The organism is Haematospirillum sp. 15-248 (assembly GCF_012102665.1).
GTDB lineage: Bacteria > Pseudomonadota > Alphaproteobacteria > Rhodospirillales > Rhodospirillaceae > Haematospirillum.
Window position 1 is genome coordinate 58,624 of record NZ_JAAVTF010000005.1, and the last position, 15,868, is coordinate 74,491.

A 15,868-nucleotide genomic window follows, 5' to 3' on the forward strand; every position below is an offset into this window, starting at 1 on the left:
GCCATTGATTTCCGGTGAGCGTCTTCTCTACCGTGATCCTGCTGAACCGGGTGGAGGGTGTTGCGATGAAGCGGTACGGATTTGTAGCTGTCGTGGTTTCTGGCCTGCTTGTCGGGTGTGGCCCGAAAGTCCCTCCCGTGAACGCTCCGCCAACGGCTGGCCCGGTTGACATGGATCGCTATATGGGAACCTGGTACGAAATTGCCTCGTTGCCTGCTCCGTTCCAAGAGGGGTGTGTGGCAACCACAGCCAAGTACGAGAAGACTTTTGATGGAACCATAGAGGTGACAAACCGCTGCCTGCACGAGTCTTTCCGTGGACGGGAGCGGGAAGCAAAGGGAACCGCGCGTCTCGACCCCTTGCAGCCCGATGGATCCCGTCTGTTTGTCAGCTTCTTTCCGTTTACCGAAGGAGCGTACTGGGTCCTTGCCCTTGACGCAGGCTATCGGTGGTCCGTCGTTGGTTCTCCTGACCGGCGCTATCTCTGGATACTGTCGCGCACCCCGACGATGAGTAAATCCCAGTACGAGACCCTCAAGGCCAAGGCAGAACGTCTGGGATACCCGGTCTCGAAGCTGGTGCTTACCCAACAGCCTCCCATTCCCTGATGGTTCTGTTACCCGGTAAAAAGAACCCATAAAATCGGCAGGATAATGGCTGTGGCCAAGCCGTTGAGACCCATGGACAGGCTGGAGAATGCGCCGCTGACTTCGCTGTGCTGAAGGGCGCGTGCTGTTCCGACGCCGTGGCACACCGTGCCCATGGCTACACCGCAGGCCCGACGGTCACGAACCCCGGTCAGGCGCAGGATCCCGGGGCCAACCACGGCCCCCAGGATGCCGGTCAGGATAACAACAACCGCCGCCAGGGAAGGCAAACCACCGATCTGCTCGGCGATTCCCATGGCTATGGGGCTGGTAACGGACTTTGGTGCTATGGATGCGAGTGAGACGGGGCTGACACCGGCTGCCCATGCCAGAGCAATGGCGCTGCCGGCCGTACAGACTGAGCCTGTGCCTATGGCTACGACAAGGGCCCGCAGGGAGCGGCGCACGCGTCCCAGCTGGTTGTAAAGCGGGACAGCCAGTGCCACGGTAGCTGGCCCCAGCAGGAAATGGATGAGTTGTGCTCCACTGAAATAATCGGCGTAGCTGATATTGCTGATCTTGAGGACTCCGACCAGCAGCAGCATGGCCGTCAGAACGGGATTTAGAATGGCCCGCCGTCCACTTTTCTCGAAGATCCACAAGCCGGCAACATAAGCTAACAGCGTGATGGCCAGTCCTGTCAGGGGGCTTGTGCTGAGGTCATTCCAGACGTTGGTGATATGCGTGGACATCATGAGGGAGGCTGTTCCTGTACATCATGACCGGACTCCGGTCCGCCATGGGGTTCTGCAGAGAAGCGTGTACGGGGTGTCATTGCCTGCATGACATGGCCCGTAACAATCAGGCCAAGAAACGTTGATCCCACGACCGCCAGTGTGATTCCCCTCCATTCCAGGGCCAGCAGTGGTGCCAAGGTTACGACTCCTACCCCTGCGGGGATAAATAACAGGCCAAGATGTCGCAAAAGTGCATTGGCCGTGGACTGTAAGCCCTCCGGTGGAGGATCGGCCAGTCCCCCCCTGCGCAGGAGAAAGCCACGCACCAGAAGCCCGGAAAACAACAGAACCATACCAAGGACAGGGCCTGGCACGGGAATGCGGGCTATGCGGGCCAAGGCTTCCCCCGCAAACTGGCAAACAACGAGGATTGCAATAAAACCTAGGGTCATGGGTGTCGGATTCTCTTGCTTCTGTTGCTGTACAGGTGAAACCGGAACCATGCTGGCATGTTGGCTGCCCTGTTTTCCAGCCCTAAATGACATGAGAAAAAGCAAGCTTTGGCTTTGTGTTGCCACGTGCTTTTTGTCAGCAGAATTATTTGCAGGCAGGTTACGTGGTCCGGATGGACACATCCGGGTCTGCAGCCTTGCCGGGGTTTGGAAAAGTGCGGTATCCCTCGGTATGCACAAAGCGGTCGGGAAGTATGTCCTGTCGTCGGGGTGTGCCGGTTATTCTGGTCCATGGCGAGTGGGGCCTTTTGGTGGTTTCCTTATCGGTATGGGCAGAGTGACTTGACCGAATTCAGTACTGGATGAGGGCAGGAATGGACAAAGGGCGTTCCCCGCGCAAGATGTTCACCGCAGAGGTTCAGCTGCGTAACCGCTATGGCGGTGACGCCTCCCCTGCTGGTGGCGCTGTTGTTGCTGCCTCTGATCCCGAAATGCGTGAAGAGGTTTCCGCCCTGAAGAATGAGGTCAGTCACCTCAGTCATCTCCTCAGAACATATGTTATTCCGCCGGAAGACGAGCAAAAGGCCGCCGACGGGGAGCCCGATCCCGAGGATCCCTTGGTGCAGGAGTTTGAGCGTCAGCGTACCGAGGTGCGCATTCTGAAGATGGAGTTGCGGGCTTTGGCCAACTCCATTCAGGAGACGAAACGCGAAATTGCGCAGTTGCGGACCAGTGACGGGGATTCTGATCGGCTTGATATTGTCGCCGGTGAACTGGATGCCGTTGTCGGTGCAACCGAGCGGGCGACGGATGGTATTCTGGAAGCGGCCGAAAAGATCGACAACGCCGCTCAGAACCTGCGTTCCAAGGCCGATGATGCTTACTTTGCCCATCTCGCCGAAGATATCAGCGAACATGTTGTGTCAATTTTCGAACATGCCAACTTCCAGGATATCACCGGTCAGCGCATCAACAAGGTCGTCAGCACGCTGAAGTTTGTTGAAGAGCGTATCGACAAGATGATTAATATCTGGGGTCAGGAAACCTTTGAAGAGCTTCTGGCTGAAATGCCTGATACGCCGGCCGGTGATGACGAGCGTCGCCTGCTTAACGGACCACAGATGGCCGAGAGAGCGATTTCTCAGGGCGATATCGACAAGCTGTTTGGCTGAATATCCTGTTATCCGGCTACGTACGTTTGCTTGAACCGGGGCTGTGAAGGCCCCGGTTTTTTGCTTGGCTTCTCTTGGCGCATTCCCCGTGTGTCAGGTATACTCCGTGCCTTGGGGTTGCCCTTGCTTCAGCAGGGGTGTTTTCGTCCCGTCTTTGCTCCTGACGGGGATGACAGGGTGTGGGGTTTGTGATGACCGATGTGCATGCTGCCATGCAGGCCCTGATGTCTGCGAGCCGTATCAAGGCAGACTCGGCTGCCGGGCGTCCGGTGCGCCCGGTGGTTACGATTTCCAGGGAACATGGGGCATTGGGGCGCCAGGTCGCAGAGGCTCTGTCTGCTCATTTGCAGGTTCCCCTGTATGATCGCGCCTTGATTGGCAAGATTGCCAGCCGCCTTGATGTTGACCAGGAGACGGCGAAAATGCTGGATGAAAGCGTGGGGCGTGCCAGCGATTTATGGCTGGTGGGGCTTTTGAAGGGGAAAGATCTTTCCAAGGATGCCTGGCGGACCCACTTGGTGAATATCTTTCTGGGGTTATCCAGGGTTGGTGGCGTTATTCTCGGACGTGGTGCACACCTTGTTCTGGAGGATTCCTGTGCCCTTCGTCTGAAGCTTGTTGCCCCGCGGGCTGTGCGGATCAAGAGGATCGCCGAGCGTAATGCCGTGTCGGAGGCCATTGCCGACCAACAGGTTCTGCAGGCGGATACAGCGCGTTTGTGTTTTCTGAAAGATATGTTTGGAGCCCGTTCAGATGATCCGGCGGCGTTTGATCTGGTTCTGAACACGGCACGCCTGGATAATGTGGACACTATTGTTCGTCTACTTGCAACGGCCTATGAGGGGATTGCCCGTTGCCATCAAGTGCAGGGCTGATCATTGTCTGACATGTGGGGTTTGGGGGAATTGATGGTGGGGAATCATGCAGCCACTGTGAAAGTGGCGGGGAATATCGGGGATCGGTCAGTCCAGGTTTGGTTGTGGTCTCTCTGCGCCCTGGTTTTTTGCATGGTGCTTTTGGGGGGGGCAACCCGGCTGACGCAGTCCGGACTCTCTATGGTGGAGTGGAGGCCTCTTGACGTCCTGCCCCCTATGAATGAGGTCGCATGGCAGGAGATGTTCCTGCTGTACAAGGCATCTCCCGAGTACACGCAGCGTAATGTGGGTATGGATCTGGCCGGGTTCAAGGGTATTTTCTGGCTGGAATATGTTCACCGCCTTGTGGGGCGGCTGGTAGGTGTTGTGGTGATGGTCCCGCTGCTTGTGTTTGTAGCGTGTGGTCTCGTGGATCGTCGTGTGTTGCGCCGTATCCTCGGGCTTTTTGTTCTTGGTGGTCTGCAGGGAGCACTGGGCTGGTTCATGGTTGCCTCGGGCCTCGTTGACCGTCCGGATGTCAGCCACTATCGCCTTGCTGCGCACTTGATGCTGGCTGTTGTCCTGTTTGCAGCCCTGTTGTGGATGGCCTTGGACCGTACCGTTCCCACCGTCTTCTCTCCGGCACCAGAGGGTGCCGTACGCGGTTCCTTGCTGTGCCTTGGCATGATTATGCTGACCATGACATGGGGAGCTTTTGTTGCGGGCCTTGATGCAGGGCTGACCTACAACACCTTTCCCCTGATGGATGGGCATATTGTTCCACCGGGGGCGTGGGTGCAGGATCCTTGGTGGTATAATCTGGTGGCGAATGTTGCAACGGTACAGTTTATACATCGGGCTTTGGCGCTTTGTACGGTTGTGGTGACCTGCGTCGTTGCATGGAAACTTTGGGCCACATCATTGACCAAGCCTGTCCGTTATCTTGCTCTCGCCTTGGCTCTTGCTGTTTGTGTACAGCTTGGTTTTGGTATTACAACCTTGCTTCTGGCTGTTCCTGTCAGCCTTGGTATCGTGCATCAGGCGATGGCTGTTGTCTTGGTAGGCCTGTGTGTAACCCTTATTTTTCGGCTTGTGCGTGGGTGATAATGAGTGTTGACGGGCAGCAGGGCAAGGCATGGGGTTTGCGGCTCGCAACGCTTTTTTCCCTGTGTCTTGTCGTATTAGCTGCTCTCGTATCTCTTTCGCTTTCAGAACGCAGGGTGCGTGAACTGGCGTTGGAGTTGTCCCTACAGGAAGTCTGGGGGTCTTTGCCGGCCCTGAGTTCAGCTCTGGAGGGATGGTCCTCACAGACACAGGCTCCCGCAGAACTTTCGCATGATCTTGCCTTGGTTGTGTACAGTCTTGTCATGAGGGAGATTCATCATCTTCCCGTGACAGCCGTTGTGGTGGTTTATCCAGATGGGTCTGCGGTTATCCCGGATGCAGCTCCTGCCTTGCCTGATCTTTCCTCTGATCCCTTGTGGCTGTCTTCGGCCTTGCGTGGATACAAGTCCGTTTGGTTGCAGGATCATGGTACGTCTGTGGAAATTATTGCCGCACTTCCTTTGGAGCGTCGTGACGGTAGTCTTGTTGGCGGGGTTCTGTTGCGTCTGGATGCCAGCTCAGCCCTGAATGAACAACAGATCTTTTTGCGGGTGTATCGTTGGTGCGTTGGGGCAGGGTTTGGTGTTGTCTTCCTGATTGTTCTGGCAATCTGTGTCGTGTTCTGGCGGGCCCGGGGACACGATCGCCAGCTTCTGGTGAGGGAAGGGGCGCTGCGTCGCCATATGGAGGAAAGTATAAGCGCGTTGTCTTGCTCCCTGCAGGATATTACGGGTCCTTTGCCGGCAATGATTGCCCGGGTTGACCATCGCCAGCATTATGTTTTTGCAACAGCCGAATATTGCCGCTGGTTTGGCACTTTTGGGACATCCTCCGTTCCGGTTGGTACCAACCTTCTGGCCGGGGAGAATTTTGAATTTCATCTGGGTGAGAACTACGCCCAGGTTTCTGATCTTGTTGTGGCCGCTCTGGATGGGTTGTCTGCGGTTTCCGAGGGGGTCTGGTCATTCCCTGACGGAGTGCGCTGCGTCAGGGTCGAATTACAGCCTGTTTTTGAACGGGCTGCCGTGCGGGGTTTCTTCATTTCCATTACGGACATTACGGCCATGAAGCGCCTGGAACGTGATCTTCGCAATGCGCGCGATCGGATGGAAGAAGAATTTACCGCCCGAACCCTCGAGCATAAAAGGACGGTTGAAAGCCGTTTGGCCGAAGCCTTGGACCGGGTATCCGAAGGTTTCCTTCTTTGGGACAGCCAAGACTGTCTTCTGATTTGTAATCAAGCATTCCGGTTGCTTTTCCCGTCACTGACCAAACGTGTTGTACCCGGCATTCATTATGCCGAAGTCGTAGCCTTGCTTGATGCTCTTGAGCAGCCTGTCTCGGTTGCTTCTGCATCAGACGGTCATGACCGTGATCCCGGAGATGCTTCCGGCCAACGCTCCCGTCCACGTGAACGTTGCTTCCGGGATTCTTTGTGGGTCCTGATGACAGAAACCAGGACGCCTGAGGGGCTGACGGTCATGACGTTTACCGATATCTCGGAACGAAAAGCGGCCGAGTTGGCCTTGTTGTCGTCAGAGGCTGATTTGCGTGAGCTACACAAGATCAGCAGTGATCCGGACCAAGGAATGGCCGAGAAGGTTCCAGCCCTCTTGCAGCTTGGGTGCAAGCGCTTTGACATGACTGGTGCCTGTCTTGCGCGTTGTCAGGGCGATGTCCTGATTTCGGACTACGTGGTTGGGAGGCATGATGATCTGAAGGTGGGACAGGTTGTATCCTGCGCCGGAATGTCGTTGTCTGATGTTCTGGAAGGGCAGGAAATTCTTGTGCCAAGCTGTACACAGGAGGAGACAGGTCAAGCCTGTCTGGCTGTGCGTGTTGTGGCTTGCAGACGCACGTGGGGTATCTTGTTCTTTCGTGGTCCGGGAAAGACAGGACATTGCCTGCAGCCCGCCGACCTTGAGTTTGCGCGCTTGTTGGCCCTGTGGATCGGGGCCCGGATTACCCACGTTGAGACAGAAACGCACCTCAGGGCAGCCTTGGAGCAGGCGGATGCTGCCAGCCGGTCAAAGTCTCTTTTCCTGGCAAATATGAGTCACGAGTTGAGGACGCCGCTGAATGCGATTATCGGCTTCTCCGATGTTATGGCCAGTGAGATTTTTGGTACCCATACCGCACCCCAGTACAAGGACTATTCGGCCAGTATCAAGGAGTCAGGGCAGCATCTTCTCTCTATTATCAATGATATACTTGATACAGCCAAGGTTGAGGCCGGGCATCTGACGCTTGATGACGATGTGATAAAACCGGTTGACCTGATTGATGGAACAATCCGTCTTCTTCAGGGCCAGCTGTCTGCCGCAGGGCTGACAATGCGCACAGATATCCCCTCAGATCTCCTGTCCATCAGGGGAGATGCGCGACGCCTGCGTCAGGTCCTGCTGAACCTGTTGTCCAACGCGATCAAGTTTACTCCTTCAGGCGGTGTTGTGACCGTTACTGCCTTGTACCCTTCTGCGGATGGTATGACGATAACGGTTTCTGATAACGGCATTGGTATGCGGATCGAGGATATTGCCGTTGCCATGGCCCCGTTTGGTCAGATTGACAGCAGTTTGTCGCGCCGACATCAGGGAACGGGTTTGGGGCTGCCCTTGTCCCGTTCCTTGGTGGAGGCGCATGGGGGGACATTATCCTTGGTCAGTGCGCCGGGTAAAGGGACCGAGGTTCGCGTATGGCTTCCCCCTGATAGGCTTGTTCAGGGAGCCTGAGTTTATCCAGAAGCGCTTTTTTGTTATTTTCCGGGCTGGTGATTTTGCTGGGAAACGCACATAGTGTGGGCGTTCTTGACGTTTGGACCGGAGTTTTCGCCATGGTTGATCGTGCCCTTACCGAAGATCTGTTCTTCTCTCGTGCCGGGCTCGACCAAGATGCAACGCGCAGTATCGTTTCTGAGGCATTGTCCGGGGCTGATGACGGAGAGCTTTATCTGGAATACAGGCAGTCTGAATCCGTTTCGCTGGATGATGGGCGTATTCGTTCCGCTTCCTTTGATACAGCACAGGGGTTTGGTCTGCGGGCCATCGTGGGGGAGACAGCAGGGTACGCTCATGCATCGACCTTGGATGAAGCCTCCTTGCGTCGCGCAGCGGCCACTGTTTCGGCTGTACGTGGTGGTTATTCCGGGACCTTTGCTGCGCCACCTGTGGGGACAAACCAATCTCTTTATACAGATCAGAACCCCCTTTCGCCGGTTCCTTTTTCAGTCAAGGTTGGGGTGCTGGGAGAGATTGATGCCTATCTCAGGGGGCGTGATCCGCGTGTTCGCCAGGTTATGGCTTCCTTGGGTGCGTCCTGGCAGGCTGTTCATATCATGCGTCCAGACGGTGAGGCCGCTGATATTCGTCCGATGGTGCGCCTGAGCATCACCGTTATGGTCGAGAAAGATGGCCGTTGTGAAACGGGCTCATGGGGGCAGGGTGGGCGTATCAAGTACGACTGGCTGCTGGAAGAGGAAACTTGGAAGACTGCGGCAGAGCGTGCCCTGAATCAGGCATTGGTCAATCTTGAAAGCGTTGATGCCCCTGCCGGTGAAATGCCGGTTGTTCTGGGATGTGGGTGGCCGGGTGTTCTTTTGCATGAAGCTGTCGGGCATGGCCTGGAAGGAGACTTCAATCGCAAGAAGACGTCGGCCTTTTCCGGGCTGATGGGGCAGCGTGTGGCAGCTCCTGGTGTGACTGTGGTTGATGATGGAACTTTGCCGGACCGGCGCGGGTCGATCACGATTGATGACGAAGGTACGCCTTCAGCCCGTAATGTTTTGATCGAAGATGGCATTCTGAAAGGTTATTTGTTTGACCGGATGAACGCCCGCCTGATGGGGGTTCGTTCATCCGGAAACGGGCGTCGGCAGTCGTATGCCCACAAGCCCCTGCCGCGTATGACCAACACCTTCATGCTGGGTGGCTCGTACGAGCCGGAGGAAATTATCCGAAGTGTGAAAAAGGGCCTCTTTGCCGTTAATTTTGGCGGTGGCCAAGTCGATATTACGTCTGGAAAGTTTGTCTTTGCCTGTACAGAGGCCTGGAAAATTGAAGACGGCAAGCTGACGGCTCCGGTCAAGGGAGCAACCTTGATTGGCAATGGGCCCGATGTTCTTACGCGTGTCTCCATGATCGGCAATGATGTGGAGCTTGATGCGGGAATTGGCACATGTGGCAAGGATGGCCAGGGGGTTCCCTGTGGCGTTGGGCAACCAACCTTGAAAGTAGAGCGCCTGACTGTTGGTGGCACAGGTGGGTAATTCGGTGCTTTTGGTAGTATGTGTTCTGCACTGCAATGGTAGTGCCTATTGTAACCCGGGTGTTGATCCCAAGTCTTCATTGTCTTGAGTATGGATTCGCACTCCATAGATGTATTGTTTGTATCAAGCCCCTTTCTGATGGCACTCGTCTTATGTGCGTTGTGAACTTTCTCGTCGCATAGGTACTGGCATTTGGTTCTTACGTACCATGTGTAAGGGCGTCAATTTTTCGAACATATTCTTAATCTACGTGCTGCGGCATTCGCGTTAGTCAAAGCGAATGCCGCAAAAGGTATGAAATTTCCCTTTTTATTTAGCTATGGCCGTCCGTCAAGGGGTCGTTTTAACCATATCGGGCAGAGCTAAACCCTGATATCACATGTGAAATACAGGACTTGTGTATCTTGAGGCTGGCACTGGCTCAAGTTCACCCCATGTGCGTGTTTTTTCTTTTTTGTATTTTATTTTCATAGCACTGTTTTCGTATTTACGGTCACAGAATCTGGTTTAGGGGGTGCCCTTGTCGCCCATAGAGTATTCCAGAGAAGGTTGCTTCTGTATGCGAAAGTGATGGACAGTCGATCTGGTCCGCAATATTACTTCGTAAGCGTTTGATGTATGTCAAGGCAAACACTCGGGCTTCGTTTTAGCGTGGCCCTTGGAATGAGAAAAAGAAAATAAAGTTCGCAAACCGTTGAGTCGAAATCTCGGATGGTTTCCCGTTGGTGCGGTGCGAAACGACCCGCGTTCTAATAGGGAGGCTGATTGAAAAACCGAGCCCATACCAGCAGAGGTCGTGTGTAGCATGTCTCAAGTTGTATCATCATCAGTGCCAAATCCGTCGGCGGCCGCAGTCGGTCCGGCTGCTTGGAGCCGCCACGACACCACGTGGATGCTGGGCCTTTACGGGACGGCAATTGGTGCTGGAACCCTGTTTTTGCCTATCAATGCGGGTATTGGTGGGCTGTGGCCTCTTTTGCTGATGGCCATCATTGCCTTCCCGTTGACGTACTTCTCCCACCGGGGGCTTAACCGTTTTGTCATGTCCAGCCGGAAGCCGGGTTCTGACATTACGGAAGTCGTCGAGGAACATTTTGGCAGTGCAGCTGGGAAGATTATTACCCTGCTGTACTTCCTGACCATTTACCCCATTTTGATGCTGTACAGCGTTGCTGTTACCAACACGGTTGAATCCTTCATGATCAACCAGCTTGGTTTGGCTGATTGGGTTCCGCACCGCGCTGTTCTGTCCCTGATCTTGATTCTGTCCTTGATGGCTATTGTTCGTCTGGGTGCGGAAATGATCGTCAAGGCCATGAGCCTTCTGGTGTATCCGTTCGTTGCAGCGTTGATGATTCTGGCTATTTACCTGATCCCTGAGTGGAGCTCTGCTGCCTTTGACAGTGCGGGAAGCTTTTCCGACGCCGTTTCTGGCGTGACATTCTGGAAGACCGTATGGCTGGCAATTCCGGTGATGGTGTTTTCTTTCAACCACTCGCCGATTATTTCTTCCTTTGCGGTTGACCAGCAGCGTTTGCATGGTGAGCACGCGGAACCAGCTTCCAGCCGGGTTCTGTTCCGTGCCCATGCCATGATGGTCGTGTCTGTCATGTTCTTTGTGTTCAGCTGCGTGATGAGCTTGTCGCCGGCCGACTTGATGGCCGCGAAAGAGCAGAACATTTCCATTCTTTCCTACCTTGCCAACCATTTCTCGACGCCTGCTATCGCCTGGGCTGCGCCTTTGATTGCGATCATTGCTATCAGCAAGTCATTCTTGGGTCACTATATGGGCGCCAAGGAAGGCTTTAATGGCCTGATCCAGCAGGAACTGCGCCAGCGCGGGAAAGTTATGTCCGGTTCTGTTCTTGATCGTGTTGCCGCTGTATTCATGATCCTGAGCTGCTGGATGGCTGCAACCTTTAATCCCAGCATTATCGGCACTATCGAAAGTTTGGGTGGTCCGGTTATTGCGGCGTTGTTGTTCCTGATGCCAATGTATGCCATCGCCAAGGTTCCTTCGATGAAGAGGTACTCTGGCGCGTTCAGCAACATCTTTGTTGTTTTGATTGGGTTGATTGCCATGACTGCAATCTTCTTCGATCTGCTGTCCTGACCGAAAAGCGGGTCCGGCCGGAGAGAGCGGCCGGGCCCTGTCAGGCGAAAGTTATCCGGGAGATTTTACCATGTTCAGTATGTCTGACATCTACAAGATAGGCGTCGGCCCATCCAGTTCGCATACAGTGGGCCCTATGCGCGCCGGCCATCAATTCCTGGGGGCTTTGAAAGAGACGGGGAAGTTTGTCCAGACGCGCAGGATCCATGTTGATTGTTATGGATCTCTGGCCCTGACCGGCAAGGGGCACTGTACAGATCATGCCATTATCATGGGGCTGTGCGGGAATCAGCCTGATACAGTCAATCCTGACCAGATACCGTCTGTTGTCGCGGATGTTGAGGCAACGGGGACGTTGAACCTGGGGCGAACCAAGCAGCGCGTAACGTTCAGCATGGACTTTCATCGTGCGAATTTGCCCCTGCATGAAAATGGTATGCAAATCCACGCTTATGGCGACGATGGACTGATTCTCTCCAAGACGTACTATTCCATCGGCGGTGGATTTATTGTCGAGGAAGAGCAGTTCAATCAAAGGTCCTGTAGCGAAACACCGGTTCCCCATCATTTCCTGTCCGCCGAAGACTTGCTGCGCATGTGTGAGGAAACGGGTTTGTCCATATCGGCCCTGGTTATGGAGAACGAGAGAGCGTTCCATGATACCGACGAGCTGCGTTCCCATTTCCGCCGTGTGTGGCAGGTGATGCAGGGGTCCATGGAGCGCGGTATGCGTGTGGAGGGTAATCTTCCTGGTCCGATGAAAATTCCCCGGCGCGCTTCAGCTCTCCACAGAATGCTGACAACGTCCCTGAAAATGGCCAATGACCCCATGAACGTTATGGATTGGGTCAACATGTACGCCATGGCCATGTCGGAAGAGAATGCAGCGGGCGGGCAAGTTGTCACATCCCCCACCAATGGTGCCTGTGGTGTTGTTCCGGCGGTTCTGGCGTATTACGATCACTTCATTCAGCCCTTGGACGAAGATACAACGCTGCGGTTCTTCCTGTCGTCCGGCGCCATAGGTTGCTTGTTCAAGCTGAACGCTTCCATATCTGGTGCTGAAGTCGGGTGTCAGGGAGAGGTTGGGGTAGCGTGCTCCATGGCTGCTGCCGGATTGACCGAACTTCTGGGCGGAAGCCCGCAGCAGGTCTGTATGGCAGCCGAGATTGCGATGGAGCATAATCTGGGCCTTACCTGTGACCCGGTTGGTGGGCAGGTGCAGATTCCTTGCATCGAGCGTAATGCCATCGCAGCGGTCAAGGCGATCAATGCGGCGCGTATGGCTATGCACCGGATCAGCACGCCCAAGGTTTCCCTGGATAAGGTTATTGCCGCGATGTACGAAACCGGTAAGGATATGGACCCCAAGTATCGGGAAACGTCCTGTGGTGGGTTAGCCTTGCAGGTCGCGGCCGAGGTGACGATGACACCGGGCGGGGCTGTGCGTTGGGTTGAAGACGCCGCCTGATATTTTTCTCCTTTGTTGTCCTGTGCTGGGCCGCGACTGTTTCTGTCGCGGCCCAGCATTGTATGTATGCGCCACGACATGGTTCTTCCAATCAATTTGCCTCGGGGGTAACCCCATGTTAACCATACGATCATTCTGCAGGGTGTCGCGCTGACGGAAACCCCATTCCTGCACACACATCCCGGGAAGGGCGCAGCCCCGGGTTCTGGCTATTATGTGGAGAATCATGAGTAATATTCGGCGGGAGACAGTAACCTACGTTCACCACTGGACCGATCGTCTGTTCAGTTTCCGGACAACACGCGATCCGGGGTTCCGGTATATCAATGGTCAGTTTACGATGATCGGGCTCCAGGTAGAGGGAAAGCCTCTCTTGCGGGCCTATTCCATGGTCAGCGCCAATTATGAGGATGAGCTCGAGTTTCTGTCGATCAAGGTTCCTGACGGACCTTTGACCTCCCGTCTTCAGCACATAAGGGTTGGTGATATGGTTCTGGTCGGTACCAAACCGGTCGGGACCTTGGTGCAAGACAGTCTCTTGCCCGGTCGTCACCTGTATCTTTTGTCGACTGGTACCGGGCTTGCGCCGTTTATGAGTGTTATTCGTGACCCTGATGCCTATGAGCGTTATGAGAAAATTATCCTTGTTCATGGGTGCCGGGAAGTGGCAGAGCTTGCCTATGCCGACTACATTACCCGCGAACTTCCGAAGCATGAATTCCTTGGGGATTTGGTGCGGGACAAGCTTCTTTACTATACGACTGTAACTCGCGAACAGCACCCCGTTCAGGGACGCATTACGACCCTGATAGAGAGTGGAAAGATGTTCAGTGATCTTGGGTTGCCAGAACCTAATGTTGAAGATGACCGGTTCATGCTGTGCGGGAGTCCTGCCATGCTGACGGATACGACCAAGTTGTTGGAAGGCCGTGGCTTTCACGAGGGAGCATCCAATGACCCCCGTCAGTATGTTATTGAAAAGGCGTTTGTCGAGAAGTAGTGACCCTCTTAGTGTCGCATGCTGACAAACAATAAAAGAGCCGGAACGTCCCTGTTCCGGCTCTTTTGCAGTACTTTGTACCCTTTAATGGGAAAGGTTGGCTCGTGCGGCCTCAAAAGCAGCCCTTACATCATCCGGGCGCACACCATCGCGGTTCATGACCGCCATGATCAGAGGATCGTCCAGAAGAGTTTCCAGGTCCGGATCTTCCCATGCCATGGTACGGCGCTTGGCAAGGACATTGCTGCGCACAGAACGCAGAAAAGCGCGGCGGGCAGTATCAGAAATCAACGATGGCATGGTCTCACCTCCCGGGAGCTGTGTGGAGAGTGCGGCCAAGGCACTTGGTCCATCCGGATTGCAGTGCACAAGTGACAACACGATAAAAAACCACCAATTCGTAAACATGTACCAAGGCGAAACAAGGGCAGGGCAAAAAAAACTTGTGAAAACCGGAAAAGAAGAGCGTGCTTTCCGCCGACTCCGCCAGACCTGCGAGCTTTCCTTGACGGTCTACCCAAGGATGATCTGTCTTCCCGTAACCCTCCGAACGATAGCTTGGACGGCATAAAACCCACGCTAAGTCCGGAGCAACAAACAGTACTGTTTCGTCAACAGGTTGGCCAGAGCGGGAGGCATTGCGCTTGTCCTGCCGGACATATCCACAGGCACACCCACGAGTATTCAGTATAGGAGTCCCGTTTCAGGGGTCAATGTGCCATAGAGGACTATTCAGTCATTTTTCATCAGCGGTCTTCCGGGCACTGAAACAATAAAAAATCTTGCCAGTTCCCGGTCGGTCCCTTTATTGATAATGAAAATTAATATCAAATAGAATCCCTCACCCCGTCGAGGAGAGATCTGCATGTCCCCCATGAGCCTGCCCAAGGACTTTTTGACCCAGTCATACCCCCTTTCTTCCCGTCGTCTTCGCCTGGACGAAATTGCGCCGCGTTGGCATTGCAGTATCGTCGGGACATGTCTGACGCTTTCAGATCTCAGGAAGCTTGCGGCAAAGCTTTCTGTACACTTGGCTCCTGATATCAGCGATTACCGCCTGCACGGTGTCATTGTCCATTTAGCAGCCCAGAACAAGATACTGGGCAAGCAGGTTATGCGGATTTTGGACAAGCGCTATCAGGCGACAGTATCACGCTTTATGAGAACGCGTGATGAAGGGGAGTTGGCTACCCTGTGGAACGAGGCATTGGACAGTGGCGATATCCCCGGGGCTTATTGGGCCTTGATGACTCATCCGCTGGATTGCAGCGATCTGCGTGAACGCGCCTATGGTGAGGTGCATATGCTGTCCCACTTGTCCGGGGCTGTGCAGCGGGCCGATATGCAGAAGATAGTACGTCTGGAGGCATCTTTGGCTGAGCACACGGCAGAAATTGGTCGGTTGCGTGCTTTGATGGCCCAGATGCGCGATGAACGTGATGAGGCGCGACGGAACATAGCCATCGCCAGTATTCAGCAGCGCCGGGTCGAAGATTTGGCGTCGCGGTTGGCTGATCTGGAAAGTGGGGAAGTTCTGCGTACATCTGAAGAGGCCGCCCGTACGGCTCGCGCCGAGAGAGATGTTTTGGCCCGTCAGGTTGAAGGACTTCTGCGTCGTCTGGACCTGTTATCGGAACGGGAGTCGGGTGAGAGGGAGAGGAATCGGGCCTTGGAGGCTCGTGTTGTTGAGCTGGAGAATCGGCTTCGCCAGGAAGGATCAGATTCACGCGGGGCTTTTGATGGGAACAGGGTCGGGGATGATATTGACCTGAAAAAGCAGAAGATTTTGTATGTTGGTGGAATAAGTCATGTTGCCCGTCATCTGGAAGATGTGGTCCGGTCCTGTAACGGGGAGTTTATCCATCACGATGGAGGGCTGGATGATGGCTGCCCACAGCTGGCTGGCGCTGTGTCATGTGTGGACATGGTCTTCTGCCCCGTGACCTGCGTCAGCCATGAAGCGATGGTCCATATCAAGCGTAATTGCCGCAAAGCCTGCAAGCTTTTTGTTCCCTTGCCCAATCATAGTATTTCTACCTTTCGTCGGGTTTTGGGGCAGGTTCATGCCCGGATGGTGAGTTGACAATATGCCTATGGGCTAAAAGCACCCGGGG

13 protein-coding genes are annotated in these 15,868 nt (G+C 54.7%); 10 read left to right on the top strand and 3 right to left on the bottom strand.

The annotated features are described in order from the left end of the window. Positions 1-14 precede the first annotated feature (14 nt). A complete protein-coding gene (locus tag HEQ72_RS06260; RefSeq protein WP_168022887.1) occupies positions 15-608 on the top strand; it encodes a lipocalin family protein in 594 nt (197 codons plus the stop codon). Positions 609-616: 8 nt separating this feature from the next. Here HEQ72_RS06260 and HEQ72_RS06265 read toward each other — a convergent pair whose 3' ends face one another. Both HEQ72_RS06265 and HEQ72_RS06270 read right to left on the bottom strand, forming a co-directional pair. Continuing rightward, positions 617-1,342, bottom strand: coding sequence for an LrgB family protein (locus tag HEQ72_RS06265; protein WP_322099484.1), 726 nt, complete (start codon positions 1,340-1,342; stop codon positions 617-619). Next, entirely contained in the window at positions 1,339-1,776 is a 438-nt protein-coding gene (locus HEQ72_RS06270) for a CidA/LrgA family protein (RefSeq protein ID WP_168022888.1), read from the bottom strand. Before HEQ72_RS06270 ends, HEQ72_RS06265 begins: the two co-directional genes overlap by 4 nt. 374 nt (positions 1,777-2,150) lie before the next feature. Between HEQ72_RS06270 and HEQ72_RS06275 the strand changes: the two genes are divergently transcribed. The 8 genes from HEQ72_RS06275 to HEQ72_RS06310 all read left to right on the top strand — a co-directional run bounded on the left by HEQ72_RS06275 (position 2,151) and on the right by HEQ72_RS06310 (position 13,754). Then, positions 2,151-2,948 carry a protein phosphatase CheZ gene (locus tag HEQ72_RS06275; RefSeq protein WP_168019848.1) on the top strand — a complete coding sequence of 266 codons (798 nt, stop codon included), beginning with the start codon at positions 2,151-2,153 and terminating at the stop codon, positions 2,946-2,948. A 179-nt stretch (positions 2,949-3,127) separates the two neighbouring features. Beyond that, positions 3,128-3,823: an AAA family ATPase gene (locus HEQ72_RS06280; protein ID WP_168022889.1), complete on the top strand. Its 696-nt coding sequence runs from the start codon at positions 3,128-3,130 to the stop codon at positions 3,821-3,823. A gap of 33 nt (positions 3,824-3,856) precedes the next feature. Next, positions 3,857-4,906: a COX15/CtaA family protein gene (locus HEQ72_RS06285; RefSeq protein ID WP_168022921.1), complete on the top strand. Its 1,050-nt coding sequence runs from the start codon at positions 3,857-3,859 to the stop codon at positions 4,904-4,906. Positions 4,907-4,908: 2 nt separating this feature from the next. Continuing rightward, positions 4,909-7,638 (top strand): ATP-binding protein, encoded by a 2,730-nt coding sequence (locus tag HEQ72_RS06290; RefSeq protein ID WP_168022890.1) that lies wholly within the window; start codon positions 4,909-4,911, stop codon positions 7,636-7,638. Positions 7,639-7,739: 101 nt separating this feature from the next. Continuing rightward, positions 7,740-9,170, top strand: coding sequence for a metalloprotease TldD (tldD, locus tag HEQ72_RS06295; RefSeq protein ID WP_168019839.1), 1,431 nt, complete (start codon positions 7,740-7,742; stop codon positions 9,168-9,170). 805 nt (positions 9,171-9,975) lie between these two features. Next, complete coding sequence (locus tag HEQ72_RS06300; protein WP_168021056.1) at positions 9,976-11,283, top strand: serine/threonine transporter; 1,308 nt, start codon at positions 9,976-9,978, stop codon at positions 11,281-11,283. A gap of 70 nt (positions 11,284-11,353) precedes the next feature. Next, positions 11,354-12,754, top strand: coding sequence for an L-serine ammonia-lyase (locus HEQ72_RS06305; RefSeq protein ID WP_168021057.1), 1,401 nt, complete (start codon positions 11,354-11,356; stop codon positions 12,752-12,754). A gap of 226 nt (positions 12,755-12,980) precedes the next feature. Further along, entirely contained in the window at positions 12,981-13,754 is a 774-nt protein-coding gene (locus HEQ72_RS06310) for a ferredoxin--NADP reductase (protein WP_168022891.1), read from the top strand. A gap of 84 nt (positions 13,755-13,838) precedes the next feature. Here HEQ72_RS06310 and HEQ72_RS06315 read toward each other — a convergent pair whose 3' ends face one another. Beyond that, positions 13,839-14,054 carry a hypothetical protein gene (locus tag HEQ72_RS06315; protein WP_168021059.1) on the bottom strand — a complete coding sequence of 72 codons (216 nt, stop codon included), beginning with the start codon at positions 14,052-14,054 and terminating at the stop codon, positions 13,839-13,841. A 565-nt stretch (positions 14,055-14,619) separates the two neighbouring features. On the opposite strand from HEQ72_RS06315, the gene HEQ72_RS06320 reads away from it, so the two are divergent. Next, complete coding sequence (locus tag HEQ72_RS06320) at positions 14,620-15,837, top strand: DUF2325 domain-containing protein (RefSeq protein WP_168022892.1); 1,218 nt, start codon at positions 14,620-14,622, stop codon at positions 15,835-15,837. Positions 15,838-15,868 lie beyond the last annotated feature (31 nt).

Bases quoted from the DNA above. Each gene is read 5' to 3' on its own strand.
- HEQ72_RS06265 (WP_322099484.1), bottom strand. From the start codon at position 1,342: ATGATGTCCACGCATATCACCAACGTCTGGAATGACCTCAGCACAAGC.
- HEQ72_RS06270 (WP_168022888.1), bottom strand. From the start codon at position 1,776: ATGACCCTAGGTTTTATTGCAATCCTCGTTGTTTGCCAGTTTGCGGGG.
- HEQ72_RS06275 (WP_168019848.1), top strand. From the start codon at position 2,151: ATGGACAAAGGGCGTTCCCCGCGCAAGATGTTCACCGCAGAGGTTCAG.
- HEQ72_RS06285 (WP_168022921.1), top strand. From the start codon at position 3,857: ATGGTGGGGAATCATGCAGCCACTGTGAAAGTGGCGGGGAATATCGGG.
- HEQ72_RS06290 (WP_168022890.1), top strand. From the start codon at position 4,909: ATGAGTGTTGACGGGCAGCAGGGCAAGGCATGGGGTTTGCGGCTCGCA.
- tldD (WP_168019839.1), top strand. From the start codon at position 7,740: ATGGTTGATCGTGCCCTTACCGAAGATCTGTTCTTCTCTCGTGCCGGG.
- HEQ72_RS06300 (WP_168021056.1), top strand. From the start codon at position 9,976: ATGTCTCAAGTTGTATCATCATCAGTGCCAAATCCGTCGGCGGCCGCA.
- HEQ72_RS06305 (WP_168021057.1), top strand. From the start codon at position 11,354: ATGTTCAGTATGTCTGACATCTACAAGATAGGCGTCGGCCCATCCAGT.
- HEQ72_RS06310 (WP_168022891.1), top strand. From the start codon at position 12,981: ATGAGTAATATTCGGCGGGAGACAGTAACCTACGTTCACCACTGGACC.
- HEQ72_RS06315 (WP_168021059.1), bottom strand. From the start codon at position 14,054: ATGCCATCGTTGATTTCTGATACTGCCCGCCGCGCTTTTCTGCGTTCT.
- HEQ72_RS06320 (WP_168022892.1), top strand. From the start codon at position 14,620: ATGTCCCCCATGAGCCTGCCCAAGGACTTTTTGACCCAGTCATACCCC.